We start from the raw sequence: 16252 nt of genomic DNA, 5'->3' as shown, positions 1-16252 counted from the left end.
GGGTTATTGCGGGTATTCCCGTTGTTTCAGATTGTGATTCCGTAGATGATCATATAGAACAGTATAAGATCATATATCGAATGGGATATTGCCGTAAACGTCGTGTGATAGTATTTCCTCAGAATTGCGAAGATAAAGCCCGCGAAGAATACCGAGAGAACGCCGTCCCAGTTGTACTGGAAAGCATGAAGCATGGCAAAGAGGGCTGTCGGAATCAGTATGCCGAATCTCTCCTGAAGAAGACCGCGGACTCCTATCTCTTCACCGAATCCTGCCGAGATTGCTGCGAGAATGGCGGCAAACGGCGTCAGGTACGGAGAGAAGAGTTTATTGACCGCAGCATTGTCCGTGAGGGTCAGACCCGCAAATTTACAGAACATCGAAATGGCAGTGTCAATGAAGTGGAAGACAATAACCAGAGCCACGCCGACGCCGATTGCAAGCGCGAACTCTTTTGCCGTCGGCATCCTCAAGCCGAGTCTTTCACAGACCTGTGCGGCTGTCTTGCTGACGAACAATCCCGCAACAAGCATTGAGCCGAATATCATCCAGAACAGCGAATATACGTTGACCATGATTCCTTCCGACATGGCTGGCGAATCCGACAGAACGGTAATGCCGTTCGGGCTCGTAAGCGGCGGCTGACCCGTGGCAATCAGCGGTACCGCAAAGATGAAGATAACTGCCAGAATTGCCGTAAGTGCGGTCTTGTGCACGAACGAATCGGGATCTATGGGGATATAACGCGATATCCAAACACGCACCGCCCGAATCTGAGCGGTAAGTGCGAGCAAACCCGCGATTACGACTCCGAAGAAGAGACCGACAATCGCGCCGATCTGACCCTCCATCGACTTCATAATTTCCATACTCGCTTCCTCGGTTACTACCCCGCTGTTCGCGGCTTGTGTCATGCCCGCAACGGTATCGGCAGGCAGGACCGTGATGAGACCCATTCCGAATGTGACAAATGCCATTCCGAGAATCAGCAGAAGCAGCCAGATTGTCGTGATTATCTTTAAGCCGTCGTATTTCTTCGATGCGTATGCCAGAATAGCCAGAATTACAAACGGAGATATCTCTACCGCCGCTGCGAAGAAGGAGACTACCCATTCGGGAAGTATGGCGTTACCGGCGGTACCCAAAATCAGACAGACAATCATTCCCGCAATTATCGCGACGACCGCTTTCGGGTTGAAATTGTCGCTTTCGCCGGTTTTTGCGGTCGCGGTGCCTGCATTGTTCACGTCAGCCGCATTTGCCGCATTTACCGAATTTGCCGCATTGTCCGCATTATTTTCAGTGTTCTCATTGCTATTTTGATCCATTACAAAAACCTCACAGTTAGAGACACGGTTATTGCCGGATATGCCGCTCAGATATGTATTCCCGCAATATTGAGGACAATCAGAAGAATTGCGCCGGGGAGTCCTCCGAGTGCGCAGATAAGTACTGAACCCCATGTGATCGTAAATCCCGACATTCCCAGAATTCCCAGATGGGATGTCAGAACCAGAAGAATGATTCCGAGGATGGAGTTCACTATCAGTGTTGTCAGATTTTTGAGGAAATACCACAGGACTATAAGAATTAAAGCCGCGGCTACAAGAGTAAGCAAAGTCCCTAACATAACAGTAATTTTGACTGCAGTATGGATAAAGTTTTTTGAAAAAAGGTTATATGAGGCTTATCTTCCGATAACGCTCAATTCGGAGAACCTCAGATAAGGGATGACACCCGAGCCGAAGTCACGGGACTCTTTTGAGATGCCCGAGAGATTTTTCAGCATATCGAAGATATTGCCCGAGAGCATCGCGGATTTTATCGGGTTTTCTTTGACGCCGGCGTTCATCCACGAGGCATTCGAGAGTTCGACCGAGAAATCGCCGGTAACGCCGTTTGCGGTGTGCGCCCCGACAATGCCGGTTGCAAAGACGGCTTTCTCGTCGAAGATATTCTCGCGTTTTCCGTCAAGGCAGATGTTGTGCGTGCCGATGACGGGTGCACCGCCCGCTCCAGCCCTGACGGCGCTTCCCGTGGACTTTTCTCCGTAGCGGTAGGCGGTCCTGAGGTCGTATGCGAAAGCCTCGACGACGCCGTCTTTTACGAAGTCAATCCGCTTTGTCGGGACGCCTTCGGCATCGTAGAGCCTTGCGCTCTCTCCTTCAAAGGGGTTGTCATATAGCGAGAGTTTCTCGTCGAAGACGCATTCGCCGAGTTTGCCTTCGAGATACGACCTCTTGGAGTGGACGTTTCTTCCCGAGAGCGAGGGGATTACGACGGCGCTTAAGAGCTGGCAGACGCTGAGCGGCGAGAGGATGACGTCGTATTTTCCGGTCGCGATATCGCCGCCGTTCTTCGAGAAGACCGCCATCTCGCATGCCTCGCGTCCTACTCTTTCGGGATCGAGGTCTTTGAGGAAACCCGACGAATCGAACTCGTATCCCGTCGAGGTTCCGTCAATGGTCTCCATCGAGACGCCGCAGCCCGTCTTTTCGAGAGAGTAGCAGACGCCTTCGGTGTTGGCAACCGTTGTCGTGCCGACGGAGAGCGAGCCCGAGCCGCCCGCTATCTCCGCTCCTTTGCCTTCCGCCGCCGAAAGCATCCTCTCTATGAGTTCTTTTGCGGTCGCAATGTCGCAGTCGGCAATGTTTTTGTCAAAGACATTCAGCGATGAGACCGCGGGCTTTGAAGGCTTTGCCATTCCGCCCCATTCCTGCATGTCGGAGAACTTTGAGCCCGCTATCGCCGAGTTCAGACAGTCTTCCCAGCGCGACGGGCTGTTTGTCGATGAGCAGCCGATTCTGCCGTCTTTTATGACGCGGACGCCCATTGCCCATGTCTCTGAGCCGCAGGCTTCGCCGATGAGTTTGCCCTTGAGTTCCAGGTTTATGCCCTTTCCCGTAACGAAGTAGACTTCGGTCTCATATCCGAGTTTTCTGCCGGCGTTGAGGATTCTGTCGATTATCTCCGAGCCGTCGTCTCCGTTTGCGATTTTGTTCCCGATTGCGTCCGCCATCATCCCATACCTCCTATGACCGCGTTCTTAAGGAGAAGGTGCGGGGAGCCGTCGGTGACGGGCACGTTCTGCCCGCTCTTTCCGCAGTATCCCGGGTTCATGCGGCGGTCGTCGGCGCAGAGCACGATGTCGTGCAGGGTTTTGAGGATCTCGCCGCTGAGGGAGAGGTCCCTTACCATGCCCGAGAGTTCGCCGTTCTCGATGAGGTAGCCGTATTCTGCGTTGAACTGGAAGACTCCGCGTCCCGGGTCGACCTGTCCGCCCCTCGAGCCTTTGAGGAGAATGCCGTTTCTGCACTCGGCAATGACCTCGTCGTATGATGAATCGCCGTTTTCTATGAAGGTGTTGCTCATTCTCACGACGGGGACTTCGCCCGTCTGCGCACGTGCATGCCCCGCGTCGCCGTCGCCCACCGCGGCAAGGGTCTGGCGGTTGTGAAGATAGGAGTTTAAGACGCCGTTTTTGATTATCTCGGTTCTTGCGGGGAGGATACCTTCGCAGTCGACGGGCATGAATCCGAACTCGGGGAGTGTCGGGTCGTCGACTACCGTGAGGATGCCGTTACCGATTCTCTCCCCCATCTTTCCTTTAAGGACGGAGACACCCTCTTTTACGAGGTCGCCTTCGGAGGCGTGACCCACGGCTTCGTGTGCGAAGACGCCGGCGAGCTCCTGATCCAGAACGGCGTCCATGATGCCGCCTTTCGCGGGCTTTGCGTCGAGGAGGCTTACGGCTCTTTCCGCGGCGCTTCTTCCCTTCTCCGCCTTATGCCGCAGGTTGAGTCCCAGAATCGTATGCTCGCTCTCGCGTCCCGCCTGTATGATGTCGCCGCGCTTCGCGACCGCCGATACGGAATACCCACTTCTGCAGATCTCATATTCGTATTCGTTGCCCGAGCTGTCTTCGAAGTGCACGGTGCCGCTGCCCTCCGTGTAGTTTGCCCGCGTATTGATTATGTCTTTTATTGCCGCGGCACGCTCGATCTCCATGAGGAGTCCGCATTTCTCTTCGAGCGAGATCTCGCGGGGGTCTTCCTTCATCGCGGGCACCTTCAGGATTCCCGATTTTGCCTCCGCCAGCTCCACCTTCTCCGCGGTCGCCGAGGCATAGCGCAGCGCCGTCTTAATATATTCGTTTATCTCTTTCTTCGATTTGGAGCCGTAATTTTCTATTGACACGATTCCCCAGCCGCTCTTTTTGAGGACGCGGAGCACGGCGGTATCTGAGAAACTGCCTGACGCGGATTCGATACGTCCGTTGTCTATCTCTATATGCACGGAACTGCCGTTCACATGTCTGATATCGTAATAATCGGGTGATTCCATTATCCTACCTCTGACCGCAGATTTTCGACTATATATTGATTTTAATGTAAAATCATGTTTGTGATAGGGATAATTAATTCTTATAACAGCCCATGAATGAATTCGAGGTTATGGCGGGTATCTCTGGATATAATCAGATTACGTTGCGGATTTTTGGTTAAAATACCAAAACAGCCCCTGTCCTCGCGAAAATGTAAAGATGGTGGGGGATTGATTGATAAAAATAATTAAGGCAGCTAAAGACTAAATGACGGTGAAGAGATTATGTCGAGATTAGCCCCACTGTGTCAATATTGTATCCACTATAGAGGCACAGATCCAAAATATGGGTCATGTGTGTGTGATGCATTTCCAAAAGGTATCCCTGATGAGATATATCTCTATAACTATGATCACAGACTTCCTTTCCCAAACGATAACGGAATACGGCTTGAACCAAACCCCAAATATTATTCCGATGAAAACGAATTCAAGAAAACTGCGGACGAATTTACAATCAACTCAATACAAGAAGTATATGAGATTAAAAAGAACGAAGAAGAACGCCGCCGATATTCTGACGGGTTTGATAGTTTTATAGATGGGTAGGATGATGGAAATATTAATGCTGTAGAAAACAACAGACGTGGATAATATAGGAGGGATATTTATGAGTACATTGGCACCAATGTGCTATACCTGTAAACATTACCGAGGTATAGATACAAAAAGTAATGCGCGTGTGTGTGATGCGTTTCCTGAAGGCATCCCTGACGAGATCAGATTATATCGTTATGATCATAGACTTCCGTTCCCTAATGACAACGGGATAAGACTCGAACCCAATCCAAAATATTATCCAGATATCGATAAATTTAACAAAGTCGCAGACACGAATACTACTAAAACCATGCCGGATGCGGAAAAAATCAAAAAAGAAAACGAAGAATTCCGCAGACTCGGAATTCCTGAAATATTTGTGTAATCTCAGCAGACATTAAATTCTTCAACAGTTCGGAAATTCCGAACAGTTCACTTTTTGAATATTTTTTTATTTCTTCGTAATTCTCTCGACAAGTTCGCGGTTTGCGTCCGTGACATAATCTTCGTGGACGACCTGACGCGAGAAGAATGTGAGGATGACCAGAATAACTCCGAAGACTGCCGCAATCGTGAAGGTTATCTCAAAGCCCTGCGCAAGAATGTGCCTGAACATCAGGGTCATATCCGATATGGGCTGTCCGACCGCAAGCTCACGGTGACCCAGATATGAGATTGACCCGATAAAGATGAGGTTATAGACGGCGATACCGACAGTCATCGGCGCAAACCTCTCAAGACCCGTAATCGAGGCAACCATGCCGCTCTTTGAGCGCGGCACCGAGTTCACAATCAGATTTATGACTATTGTGCCCATACCCAGACCGAAACCCACGAAACAGAGCGCGGGCACGATGTATAAAAGGGTGGTCGCGATATTAAAGCCGATCATCATAAGATAGCCGACAAGAACACAGACCGTACCGCAGAGGAGAATCATGCGTCCGCCCCTCTTATTGAAGAGCGCACCCGAAACAAGACCGCCTGCCATAAGCGAGAACGAGAGAACCGCAAGCACAAGACCGGAGAACGCGACATCAAAGCCCTGCACGTACTCAAGATAGAAAGGCAGGAGATAGTTCACGCCGCTGTAACTCAGAAAGAGAATCGAGGCGAGCAGATTCAGTATCAGGAAGTTGCGGTTCTTAAACAGCCCGAAATCGAGAATCGGGTCGGCAGCCCTCCTCTCGCAGATGACAAACGCCGCAAGGAATAAAACGGCGGCGGCAAGCGAGGCAATAATCGGCAGACTCGTCCAGCCGAATGCCGCACCCTCCGATATCCAGAACATAAAGGATGCCAGACCGATGAAGATAAAGATTGAGCCCCATTTGTCAAACGGCAGGAATTTACTCACGTCGATCTCGCGATCCGCGGGAATATATCTGGCGCTTAAGAGAATCGCAACAATGCCTACGGGCACATTTATATAGAATATCCAGTGCCATGTCAGGTATTGCGTCAGAATTCCGCCGACCGTAGGACCGACCGCCATTCCGAGCGATGCCGTGGTCATGATGATACCCATGCCGCGACCCCTTTCCTCAAACGGCAGATAAGCGGCAATCATAGCGGCGGTTATTGCCGTAATCATTGCACCGCCTATGGCCTGAAACACTCTTGCGGCAATAAGGGCATATAACGAATCGAGAAGAACGGGCAGAAAGCCGCAGGCAAACGAGCCCGTCGTAAAGATTGCAAAACCGAGAATGAATATCTTCCTGTATCCTATTCTGTCGGCGGTCTTTCCGACAATCAGCATACAGCCCGCCATTGTCAGCAGATAAGACGTGCAGACCCAGCTTACCGTGCTTGTCGGAACATGAAAATTCTGCGATATTGTCGGCAGTGCGACATTTACAATCGTTCCGTCAAGAGCCGACATGAAAGTCGCAAGCGAGACGGAGATAATCAGCATCAGAAAACCGCCGGTCGCGGCATTACCCGTGGCATTACCCCTGCAAAAACCCATAACATAAGATATTCATGACGGTTAATAAATGCGCGCAAAAAAAATGAAAGGCAAAAAAAGATATTTTGGGGAATTATGGGGATTTTTTATTGAACACGACCCTAAACACGACGGGTTCAGATGCGTGCGTACTTTGCTGTCTTGACGCCGTCGATCTTTAAGAACTCGTCCATGACGTTCTGCGGAACTTCGGAGTCGACATTGAGGACCATAACCGCATCCTCGCCCGGGTTGTTGCGTCCGACCTGCATGCCCGCGATATTGATGCCGTATTTGCCGGCAATCGTTCCGAATGCGCCGATGACGCCCGGCTTGTCGTGGTGATACGAGACGATTACGCTGCCGCTCGGCGTGAGATCGGTCATGTAGTCGCCTATCTTGACGATCCTTACCTTGTCGGGCGCAAGCACGTTGCCGCTTATGGTCTCGCTCATCCTGTCGGTCTTAAGGGTGATCGTAATCAGGTTTGCAAAGCCGTGTGCCTCGGGCGAGATGCTCTCCGAGATCTTAATCGAGTGCTCGGTTGCCGCGAACTCGGCATTGACGATATTTGCGGGGGTCTGAAGGATTGTGTCCATGATTCCCTTGACGACGACGCGGGTGATGTACTTCGAGCCGTTTCCGAACTCCGCCGCCTTGCCTGCGTATTCAATCTCGACCGAGGTAATTCTGCCCTCGACAATCTGAGAGATAAGTTTGCCCATCTTCTGCGCAATCTCCGCATAGGGCTTGATTCTCTCCTGCATGTCGGGCGCGACAATCGGCGCGTTGACGACGAAGTCCGCGCTGCCGCCCTTTAAGACCTCGATACACTGTTCGGCGACCGAGACCGCGACATTCTTCTGAGCCTCGACAGTCGACGCTCCGAGATGCGGGGTGTTGATGACCTGCGGCAGCTCGATAATCTTCGAGTTCTTCGGCGGTTCCTCCTCGTATACGTCCAGAGCCGCGCCGGCGACCTTGCCGCTCACGATTGCGTCATAGAGTGCGTCCTCGTCGATGATTCCGCCGCGTGCACAGTTGATGATGCGGACGCCGTCCTTCATCGTCGCAATCGTCTCTCTGTTAATCATGTGCTTCGTCTCTTTGATTAGCGGCGTGTGCACGGTGATGATATCCGACATCTTAAAGAGCTCTTCGAGGGTAACGACGGTGACGCCGAGCTCCTCGGCTCTCTTGTAGTTCATGTAGGGGTCGTATGCAATGACCTTCATTGCCATCGCATTTGCACGCTTTGAAAGTTCCTGTCCGATTCTGCCGAATCCGGCGATACCCAGCGTCTTGCCGTTGACCTCGATACCCATGAACTGCGAGCGTTTCCACTCGCCTTTCTTGACGGAGGCGGTTGCCTGCGGGATATTTCTGACAAGGGACATCATCATGGCGACCGTGTGCTCGCATGCCGCAAGAGTGTTGCCCGCCGGCGCATTCGCAACAATTATTCCGCGCTTTGTCGCAGGCTCCATCTCGATATTGTCGACGCCCGCACCCGCACGTCCGATGAACTTCAGTTTGTCGGCGGCTTCGATGATTCTGGCGGTAACCTGAGTTCCGCTACGGACCAGAAGACCGTCGTAGTCTCCGATTATCTTTACAAGTTCGTCTTCAGAAAGACCCGTTTTCACATCGACGTCGCAAAAGGCGCGAAGAATCTCCACTCCCTCTTCCGCGAGGGGGTCACTGATTAAGACTTTAAAGCTCATTTAAAAATCCCACTATTCATTTGCAATTAAAATGTATTGAGTGTTTGCACACGGCATGTCGGGGGCATTAAGGCGGCAGGATAACGGGTCGGTCGCGGCATGATTTTCAGGCAGTGGGATATGCGTGAAGAGTATCGGAAGGGCATACTGTAAGGACATACGGGAAGGCATACGGGAGCGGTCGGGGCAGGGGTTACGCCGCGGTTCTGCGGTTGAGTTTCGGGTACTTGCGAAAACTAATTAGTATGGCAAAAATAGATATTACATTTACTTTTACTAAGGTGGTTTAGAGTAAATGAACAATATTGAAGATATTCTGTGGTTAGCAGAGATCAGAAAAGAAGATATCCCGTCAGTAGGCGGCAAAGGCGCATCACTCGGTGAAATGACCTCGGTCGGTCTCCCCGTTCCGACGGCATTCGTCATTACCGCACAGGCATTCAGACGCTTCCTCGTCGAAAGCAAGATTGAAGATCCTCTTTTCGGCAAATTAAAGGGCCTCGACGTCGAAAATGCCGAACTTCTCGAAGCGACCGCACAGGACGTCATGAAACTTGTTTTAAAGGCGAAGATGCCCGCAAGCCTCGTAAAGAACATTGAGGAGGCATACAACAGGATGGGCAAAAACGTCGTCGTCGCCGTCAGATCGAGCGCGACCGCCGAAGATCTGCCCGACGCGAGTTTTGCGGGTCAGCAGGAGACCTACCTCAACATCAAGGGCAAGAAAGACCTCCTCGAAGCCGTCCAGAAATGCTGGGCGTCGCTCTACGGTGCAAGGGCAATATATTACCGTGCAAAACAGGGATTCGATGACAGAAACGTCGATATCGCCGTCGTCGTCCAGCAGCTGGTCTACTCTCAGAAGGCGGGCGTCATGTTCTCGTCGCACCCGATAACCGGAGAGCCGACGACCATCATCGAGGGCTCGTGGGGACTCGGCGAGGCCGTAGTCTCGGGCACGGTCTCACCCGACAAATACGTCTTCGATCAGAAAGGAAAACGCGTGATTGACAAATACATCGCAAACAAGAAGACCGAGATCCTCCCCGACGGCAACAACGGAACGAAAGAGGTTGCCGTTGACAAAAAGCGTCAGGACGCGGTCGTTCTCTCCGAGGACGAGATAAAGAAGCTTGCCAAGTTCGCCAAAGTTGCCGAGGAGCACTACGAATGCCCGCAGGATATGGAGTGGGGTATAGTCGACGGCAAGATCTTCATCCTCCAGTCACGCCCGATTACCACGATTCAGAGGGACTTAAAAGCGGGAAAGAAGGCACAGCCGGCGGTTAACGGCAAGATCCTTCTCGAAGGTCAGGGAGCATCCCCCGGTATCGCCTCGGGTGCGGTCGTAATCATATCATCGATAAAGGACCTCGCAAAAGTCAAGGAAGGCAACATCATAGTCGCCAAGATGACAAACCCCGACATGGTGCCCGCCATGAGAAAGTCGGTCGCAATCATCACGGATGAGGGCGGAATGACCTGTCACGCCGCAATCGTAAGCCGTGAACTCGGAACGCCCGCGGCGGTCGGAACAAAGAACGCGACACACATCTTAAAGGACGGACAGGTTGTCACCGTCGACGGCGAGAAAGGTCTTGTCTTCGACGGCGCCGTCGGTCAGAGCGGTTCCGAGCAGACGGCAGGTGCGGCGGCATGCGCAGGCACTGCGGCTCCGGCAAAGATAATAACCGCGACGAGCATCAAGGTCAATGTCTCTCTTCCCGAGGCAGCAAAGCGTGCGGCGGCAACCGGCGCGGACGGCGTGGGACTCCTCAGAGTCGAGCACCTTATCCTCGGTCTCGGAAAGACGCCGAACTGGTACATCACGAACGGCAAAGAGAACGAGTTCATTGACGAGGTCTATAAGGGAATCAAGATTGTTATGGACGAGTTCAACGGCAAGCCGGTCTGGGTAAGAACACTCGACGCACCCACGGACGAGTTCAGAAACATGAAGGGCGGCGAGAACGAGCCTTCTGAGCATAACCCGATGCTCGGCTGGAGAGGTATCCGCCGCGACCTTCAGTCAAGCGACCAGTTCAGACTTCAGGTCGAAGTCTTCAAGAGGCTCTGGGCCGAGGGCTACGACAACCTGGGCGTCATGTTCCCGCTCGTGGGACACCCCAAGGAGTTCATCGCCGCAAAACAGCTCATGGCTGAGTTCGGAGTCGATGTCGAGAACAGAACACTGGGCGTAATGCTCGAGATCCCGAGCAGCGTCATCCTCGTCGACGATTTCATCGCGGCAGGCATCAAATTCGCTTCCTTCGGCACGAACGACCTCATCCAGTACACGCTGGCAATCGACAGAAACAATCAGAATGTTGCCGACATGTACATGCCCAAGCACCCCGCGGTCTTAAAGCTCATCAAGTTCGCCATCGACCGCTGCCGCAAGGCAGGTGTCGAGTGTTCCATCTGCGGTCAGGCAGGTTCCGACCCCGAGATGGTAAAGTGGCTCATCGAGACGGGTATCACGAGTGTCTCGGCAAACATCGATGCCGTCCCCAAGATTCGCGAGACAGCCGCAAAGACCGAAGCAAAACTGATTCTGGATGCCGCAAGAGCAAGACTGAACTGATTGCGATACCCGATTGCGATACCGTACCGGTTGTGATCCGGCGACGATGCCGCAATCGGAAACAATCGGTTTTCATATTTTTCACGGATACCACCTTAAACTACAAAACACGTGACAAAAACGTGACAATACGTTACAAATACGTTACAAATACGTTACAAATACGTTACAAATACGTTACAAATACGTTACAAATACGTTACAAATACGGGACAAAATCCCGACAAAGCGATATAATGAATCGGAAAGGACGAAGCGAGGAAGAACTCTTCTCATTTTTAGCGGAGATGAGGGGAAAAGACAGAAAATACCATAAAGTAATCAGTTCCATGTGCACGATTCCGCATCCGGTTGCGGTGCGTGCCTATGATATGTTCGTGGAATCAAACCTCGGAGACCCGGGACTCTTCAGCGGCACCGCCGAGATTGAGGCATTGCTCGTCAAAAGTATGGGCGAACTCCTCGGATGCGGCAATGTCGGAGGATACTCGACTTCGGGAGGCACGGAGTCGAATATTCAGGCGCTCAGAATCGCAAGGAATCTTGCGAAGGGCAGGACGAAGTTCCCGAATGTCGTAATCCCCGAATCCGCTCACTTCTCGTTCGACAAGGCATGCGATATCCTCTCCCTCGAGATGAGGGTCGTCCCCTCGGACAAAAACTACAGGATGGACGAGGAAAAAATCCCCGATTACGTCGACAAAAACACAATCTGTCTTGTAGGCGTCGCAGGCACGACCGAGTACGGCGTCGTCGACCCAATCTCTTATCTTTCGGATATCTCGGAGGATAAGGACATCTTCCTCCACGTCGACGCCGCTTTCGGCGGTCTCGTCCTGCCTTATATCAGGAACGCACCCGAATTCGACTTCAGACTCCCTGGCGTCGACACGATATCCGCCGACCCGCACAAGATGGGTATGGCAATCATTCCCGCGGGCTGTCTTATGGCACGCGATCCTTCGATGTTCAAGACAACCGAGGTCGATACGCCCTATCTTACGGTCAATAAGGAATGCACGCTCTGCGGCACAAGACCCGGGGCTTCGGTCGTATCCGCCTACGCCGTTCAGGAATATCTCGGCAGTGAGGGTATGCAGAAGGTTGTCGATACATGCATGAAGAACAGCCGCAGGCTCATAAAGGGCATGGCGGAGATGGGCATACCCGTTGCCGCACAGCCCGACGTCAATGTCGCTTCCTTCGTCTGCCCCGACACCCCCGAAGGCTGGAAGGTATCGAGGACAAGGAAAGGACATATGAGAACGGTCTGCATGCCGCATGTCACGGAAGAAGTCGTAGACGAGTTCCTTGCGGACGTTAAGACAATGCTGGAGAAAAAGAATCATTGAGTTTGAAATTTGAAACCCGAGTATTTGATAATCAGAGAAAGAGAGCAGGAAAAGGAGATATTATGTTTGACAAACTTGTAAAGTCACTTGAGACATGCCCCATTGTAAAGAGAGGAGAATACAACTACTTCATACACCCGATAAGCGACGGCGTCCCGATTGTCGAGCCCGAACTCTTAAGGGAGGTCGCGGTTCTCATGCTGAGAAACTTAAATCTCGAAGGCGTCACCAAGATAGTCGTCGCCGAAGCCATGGGTATCCATATCGGCGTTGCGCTCTCGATGATGACCGATATTCCGCTTACCATCATCAGAAAGAGGGAATACAAACTTCCGGGCGAGATTGCCCTTCATCAGACGACTGGCTACTCCAAGGGCGAGCTTTACTTGAACAGCATTAAGAAGGGCGATAAGGTTGTCGTCGTCGACGATGTCTTCTCCACCGGCGGCACCATGAGGGCAATCCTCTCTGGACTCGAGCAGGCGGGCGCTGAGGTCGTCGATGTCCTTGTCGTCATCAAGAGAGGGGAGCACGACATCGGTCGCGATTACAAATACCTTGTCGAGATAGATGTCGACGAGAACGGCGTTCATGTCCTCAATACACAATACTAAACTCAATTCTATTTTGGAAAGACTTTCCGCGACCGATGCGAAGACGGTTGCCCTTCAGTTTCCCGAAGGTCTGAAACGTCAGGCATGGCAGTTTGCCGACGAACTCAAAAAACACGGATATTCTGTCATAATATCGGGTTCACCCTGCTGGGGCGCCTGCGACCTTGACACGAACGCTCTCAAAGAGGCTGATATCCTCATTCACTACGGACATGCGCCCGTTGACGATACGGAAGGGGTCATCTACGAGTATCTGACGCAGGATATCTTTGCCGGCGATGGCGGGGACGGGGGACTCACCGCCGATGAGTTCACGGCGCTTTTGAAGGAAGCCGTCTCGCTCTTCGGCGCGGAATCTCCCGAAAAGATAGGGCTTGTCACGACGATTCAGCATGTGCATGAGCTGCCGCGGGTGGCTGAACTTCTGAAGGAGATGAATATCGGGGGCGTGATTGCCAAAGGCGGCTCAAGGACACCTTATGCGGGTCAGATCCTCGGATGCAGTTACGGTGCCGCGAGGAAGACGGGATGCGGAAACATTCTCTTCATAGGCACGGGGGTATTTCACCCGACCGGCATTGCCCTCTCGGCAGGGGTCGGAGGGGTTGGCTGCGGGGGAGACCGCCCGAACGGCAAATCCGCGACCGTTGTGGCACTTGACCCGTTCATGAAGAGAGTTCAGCTCATAAACACCGACAAACTCCTCAGACAGCGGTTTGCAAAGATAGAAAAAGCAAGGTCCGCGGAGCGTTTCGGCATTATCGTGAGCAAAAAATCGGGTCAGCGCCGCGAAGAACTTGCACACCGCCTTTTATCCCTATCGGATAAGGCATATCTTGTCTCACTCGGCGAGATAACGCCCGATTCCCTGCTCAATCTCGGATTTGACGCATACGTGAATACTTCATGCCCGCGGCTCGCATACGACGATCAGGCACGCTATCCCGTCCCCATGCTCTCGCCGCAGGAGTTTGAGATCGTCTGCGGCGTTCGCGACTGGGAGGATTACGCCATCGACGAATTCGACAATATCTGAACGCGATTGGGTAAAAGGAAGAAGATGACAAACGAGGTGATGAACGATTAAACTCCGCACCCTTGAGATAAAACTTGAAAGCGTCTCGGGATTCGAGAAACCGAACTCCGCTCTCGAGCAGTACATGACGCCCGCGACCGTAGCGGCACGCATGCTCCACGAAGCGATGATGAAAGGCGACATCACGGAGAGAAACGTCCTCGACCTCGGATGCGGGACGGGGATGCTCGCCTGCGGCGCCGCCCTGTTGGAGGCGGCTTACGTCCTCGGCATTGATACGGATGCGGGCGCTCTTAAGATTGCGGAGAAGAACGCCGAAAAGCTCGGTGTCGCGGTCGAATTCAGGCAGGGCGATATCGGTTCGGATTCCGCGTTTGCAGGTGCATCCGATGCGGAAGTGCCGTTCGAAGTGCCGTTTGACACCGTCGTCATGAATCCGCCTTTCGGTGCACAGAACGGAAGCGAGCATGCCGACCGACCCTTCATCGACGCCGCCCTTAAAGCCGCACCCGTGGTCTATGCCGTCTTAAACGGCGGCTCTCTGGCTTTTGCGACCGCATACACGGAAGGCAGAGCCGTCATCACCGACAAATTCCGTTGCGAATTCCCCATGAAGAGGACCTTTGCCCATCATACAAAGGACTGCGTAAACATTGCCGTCGATATCGTGAGGATGGAGAGGCTGTAAGTCTCTCTAAGAATCCGCAACAAGAGAAAACAATAAGAATCTCCGACGGCGATAAGAATAGACAGTAATATTTTGTAAGGATAAGGCAGGGAGCATGGAGAAGAACGTTCGCACAATACTCGGTCTTGCGGCATCGCATGTGGTCAACGACATATATTCGCCCGTTCTTCCCGCGATACTGCCGCTTCTGATTCTTCAGAACGGCTATTCCTATTTCCTTGCGGGACTTCTGGTTACCGCCCATCAGCTCACCTCGTCCTTTACGCAGCCGATTGTCGGCTGGCTCTACGATACCGACAGGCTCACCATCCCGATTCCCGTCGCCATCTTCTTCTCGTCGTTCTTCATGGCATTCATAGGGCTTGTGACCTCGAATTACATCCTTACCATGATGTTTGCCATCGGAGCGGCGCTGGGTCACGCCTTCTTCCACCCGGGCGCTCTGGGACTTGTCAGTCGGCTTGCTGAGGGCGAGCACCGCGGAAAGCTCACGTCGCTCTTTGTCATCGGCGGCAACCTCGGCTTTGCGATAGGACCTCTTCTTGTGGGTGTCGCGGTCTCGCTCTACGGCATTAACGGTCTCTATCTGCTCTTCATACCGGCATTTCTGATGATTGTCACCCTCCTTAAGGTTCTTCCGAGAAACTTCACTAAGACGGGTGCGGGGGATGCAAAGAGTTCCGGAGCGAATGCGGGAACAAAACCCGCATTAACCCCTGATGCGGCCGGCGAAGCGGCGAAAGGCAAATTCCCCATTAAGGCTGTCTCGTATCTCGTGGCGGGAACGGCGTTCAGGTCATGGGTTATCTACGGCTGCATAGCCTATCTGCCGACCTACTTCACGCAGAACGGCATGGAATACGGACTTGCCAACTTCCTCACCTCACTCATGCTCTTCTTCGGCGTTGCCGGGCAGTTCATAGGCGCCTCTCTCTCGGATAAATACGGGCGGAAAGAGTATTCGATATTCGGGGTTGCCTGCGCAATTCCGCCGTTTATCCTGTTCATTAATACGGAAGGCATAATCTCGATAATTGCCCTCATGATCTTCGGATACTTCATCTGGACGACATTCTCGGTCACGGTCGCAATGTCGCATGAGATGGCGCCGAAGGGCACGGGCATGGTCTCGGGTCTCATCCTCGGTTTTGCCGTCGGCTCGGGCGGTCTCGGAGTCGCGATTACTGGCTATATTGCCGATATGACGGATGTTCTCTTCGGCATCACAAGTCTGATGGTTCCGATAATAATAGCCCTGATATTCTTCATTCTGGTGCCCTATCCGTATAAGACATTCCGCGTGAATAAAGAGAATGCCGGGAAAGAGAAAAACGGGGAATAATTAAGAATTGGTCTGATTCTGGCGGATTTATATTATTA

Annotated in this window: 14 protein-coding genes; 8 read left to right on the top strand and 6 right to left on the bottom strand. The window is 52.5% G+C overall.

Annotation, left to right across the window (positions count from 1 at the left end):
* Positions 1-26: 26 nt before the first annotated feature.
* From T502_RS01770 to T502_RS01755, 4 genes are read right to left on the bottom strand one after another with little or no spacing between them, the layout of a single operon-like run.
* Positions 27-1328 (bottom strand): CPBP family intramembrane glutamic endopeptidase, encoded by a 1302-nt coding sequence (locus T502_RS01770; protein ID WP_052358999.1) that lies wholly within the window; start codon positions 1326-1328, stop codon positions 27-29.
* 47 nt (positions 1329-1375) lie between these two features.
* Complete coding sequence (locus T502_RS01765; protein WP_042705332.1) at positions 1376-1630, bottom strand: pro-sigmaK processing inhibitor BofA family protein; 255 nt, start codon at positions 1628-1630, stop codon at positions 1376-1378.
* 57 nt (positions 1631-1687) lie between these two features.
* On the bottom strand, positions 1688-3022 hold the full coding sequence (locus tag T502_RS01760) for a TldD/PmbA family protein (protein ID WP_245597736.1): 1335 nt from the start codon (positions 3020-3022) through the stop codon (positions 1688-1690).
* Positions 3019-4344, bottom strand: a complete 1326-nt coding sequence (locus T502_RS01755) for a TldD/PmbA family protein (protein WP_042705331.1) — start codon at positions 4342-4344, stop codon at positions 3019-3021. The genes T502_RS01760 and T502_RS01755 overlap by 4 nt, the downstream gene beginning before the upstream one ends.
* 264 nt (positions 4345-4608) lie before the next feature.
* On the opposite strand from T502_RS01755, the gene T502_RS01750 reads away from it, so the two are divergent.
* Positions 4609-4932 carry a hypothetical protein gene (locus tag T502_RS01750; RefSeq protein ID WP_157197433.1) on the top strand — a complete coding sequence of 108 codons (324 nt, stop codon included), beginning with the start codon at positions 4609-4611 and terminating at the stop codon, positions 4930-4932.
* A gap of 61 nt (positions 4933-4993) precedes the next feature.
* On the top strand, positions 4994-5308 hold the full coding sequence (locus T502_RS08460; protein ID WP_052358995.1) for a hypothetical protein: 315 nt from the start codon (positions 4994-4996) through the stop codon (positions 5306-5308).
* A 66-nt stretch (positions 5309-5374) separates the two neighbouring features.
* Here T502_RS08460 and T502_RS01740 read toward each other — a convergent pair whose 3' ends face one another.
* The gene (locus tag T502_RS01740; RefSeq protein ID WP_245597735.1) at positions 5375-6841 is read right to left on the bottom strand and encodes a DHA2 family efflux MFS transporter permease subunit; all 1467 of its coding nucleotides are present in this window, start codon (positions 6839-6841) and stop codon (positions 5375-5377) included.
* 170 nt (positions 6842-7011) lie between these two features.
* On the bottom strand, positions 7012-8598 hold the full coding sequence (gene serA, locus T502_RS01735; protein ID WP_042705328.1) for a phosphoglycerate dehydrogenase: 1587 nt from the start codon (positions 8596-8598) through the stop codon (positions 7012-7014).
* Between the two features lie 295 nt (positions 8599-8893).
* Between serA and ppsA the strand changes: the two genes are divergently transcribed.
* From ppsA to T502_RS01705, 6 genes are all read left to right on the top strand, one after another.
* Entirely contained in the window at positions 8894-11182 is a 2289-nt protein-coding gene (ppsA, locus tag T502_RS01730) for a phosphoenolpyruvate synthase (RefSeq protein WP_042705327.1), read from the top strand.
* A gap of 236 nt (positions 11183-11418) precedes the next feature.
* Positions 11419-12534, top strand: a complete 1116-nt coding sequence (mfnA, locus tag T502_RS01725; protein ID WP_042705326.1) for a tyrosine decarboxylase MfnA — start codon at positions 11419-11421, stop codon at positions 12532-12534.
* 62 nt (positions 12535-12596) lie between these two features.
* The gene (gene hpt / locus T502_RS01720) at positions 12597-13148 is read left to right on the top strand and encodes a hypoxanthine/guanine phosphoribosyltransferase (RefSeq protein WP_042705325.1); all 552 of its coding nucleotides are present in this window, start codon (positions 12597-12599) and stop codon (positions 13146-13148) included.
* The gene (dph2, locus tag T502_RS01715) at positions 13126-14184 is read left to right on the top strand and encodes a diphthamide biosynthesis enzyme Dph2 (RefSeq protein WP_042705324.1); all 1059 of its coding nucleotides are present in this window, start codon (positions 13126-13128) and stop codon (positions 14182-14184) included. The genes hpt and dph2 overlap by 23 nt, the downstream gene beginning before the upstream one ends.
* A gap of 124 nt (positions 14185-14308) precedes the next feature.
* Positions 14309-14872, top strand: coding sequence for an METTL5 family protein (locus tag T502_RS01710; protein WP_342665732.1), 564 nt, complete (start codon positions 14309-14311; stop codon positions 14870-14872).
* 94 nt (positions 14873-14966) lie between these two features.
* On the top strand, positions 14967-16214 hold the full coding sequence (locus T502_RS01705) for an MFS transporter (RefSeq protein ID WP_042705322.1): 1248 nt from the start codon (positions 14967-14969) through the stop codon (positions 16212-16214).
* The last annotated feature ends 38 nt before the right edge of the window (positions 16215-16252 follow it).

This window comes from Methanomicrobium mobile BP (assembly GCF_000711215.1).
GTDB classification, from domain to species: domain Archaea; phylum Halobacteriota; class Methanomicrobia; order Methanomicrobiales; family Methanomicrobiaceae; genus Methanomicrobium; species Methanomicrobium mobile.
This window is presented reverse-complemented; position numbering and strand designations above follow the sequence as displayed.

Excerpts from the sequence above, each read along its gene's own strand:
- T502_RS01770 (WP_052358999.1), bottom strand. The coding sequence starts at position 1,328 with ATGGATCAAAATAGCAATGAGAACACTGAAAATAATGCGGACAATGCG.
- T502_RS01765 (WP_042705332.1), bottom strand. The coding sequence starts at position 1,630 with ATGTTAGGGACTTTGCTTACTCTTGTAGCCGCGGCTTTAATTCTTATA.
- T502_RS01760 (WP_245597736.1), bottom strand. The coding sequence starts at position 3,022 with ATGATGGCGGACGCAATCGGGAACAAAATCGCAAACGGAGACGACGGC.
- T502_RS01755 (WP_042705331.1), bottom strand. The coding sequence starts at position 4,344 with ATGGAATCACCCGATTATTACGATATCAGACATGTGAACGGCAGTTCC.
- T502_RS01750 (WP_157197433.1), top strand. The coding sequence starts at position 4,609 with ATGTCGAGATTAGCCCCACTGTGTCAATATTGTATCCACTATAGAGGC.
- T502_RS08460 (WP_052358995.1), top strand. The coding sequence starts at position 4,994 with ATGAGTACATTGGCACCAATGTGCTATACCTGTAAACATTACCGAGGT.
- T502_RS01740 (WP_245597735.1), bottom strand. The coding sequence starts at position 6,841 with ATGCTGATTATCTCCGTCTCGCTTGCGACTTTCATGTCGGCTCTTGAC.
- serA (WP_042705328.1), bottom strand. The coding sequence starts at position 8,598 with ATGAGCTTTAAAGTCTTAATCAGTGACCCCCTCGCGGAAGAGGGAGTG.
- ppsA (WP_042705327.1), top strand. The coding sequence starts at position 8,894 with ATGAACAATATTGAAGATATTCTGTGGTTAGCAGAGATCAGAAAAGAA.
- mfnA (WP_042705326.1), top strand. The coding sequence starts at position 11,419 with ATGAATCGGAAAGGACGAAGCGAGGAAGAACTCTTCTCATTTTTAGCG.
- hpt (WP_042705325.1), top strand. The coding sequence starts at position 12,597 with ATGTTTGACAAACTTGTAAAGTCACTTGAGACATGCCCCATTGTAAAG.
- dph2 (WP_042705324.1), top strand. The coding sequence starts at position 13,126 with ATGTCCTCAATACACAATACTAAACTCAATTCTATTTTGGAAAGACTT.
- T502_RS01710 (WP_342665732.1), top strand. The coding sequence starts at position 14,309 with ATGACGCCCGCGACCGTAGCGGCACGCATGCTCCACGAAGCGATGATG.
- T502_RS01705 (WP_042705322.1), top strand. The coding sequence starts at position 14,967 with ATGGAGAAGAACGTTCGCACAATACTCGGTCTTGCGGCATCGCATGTG.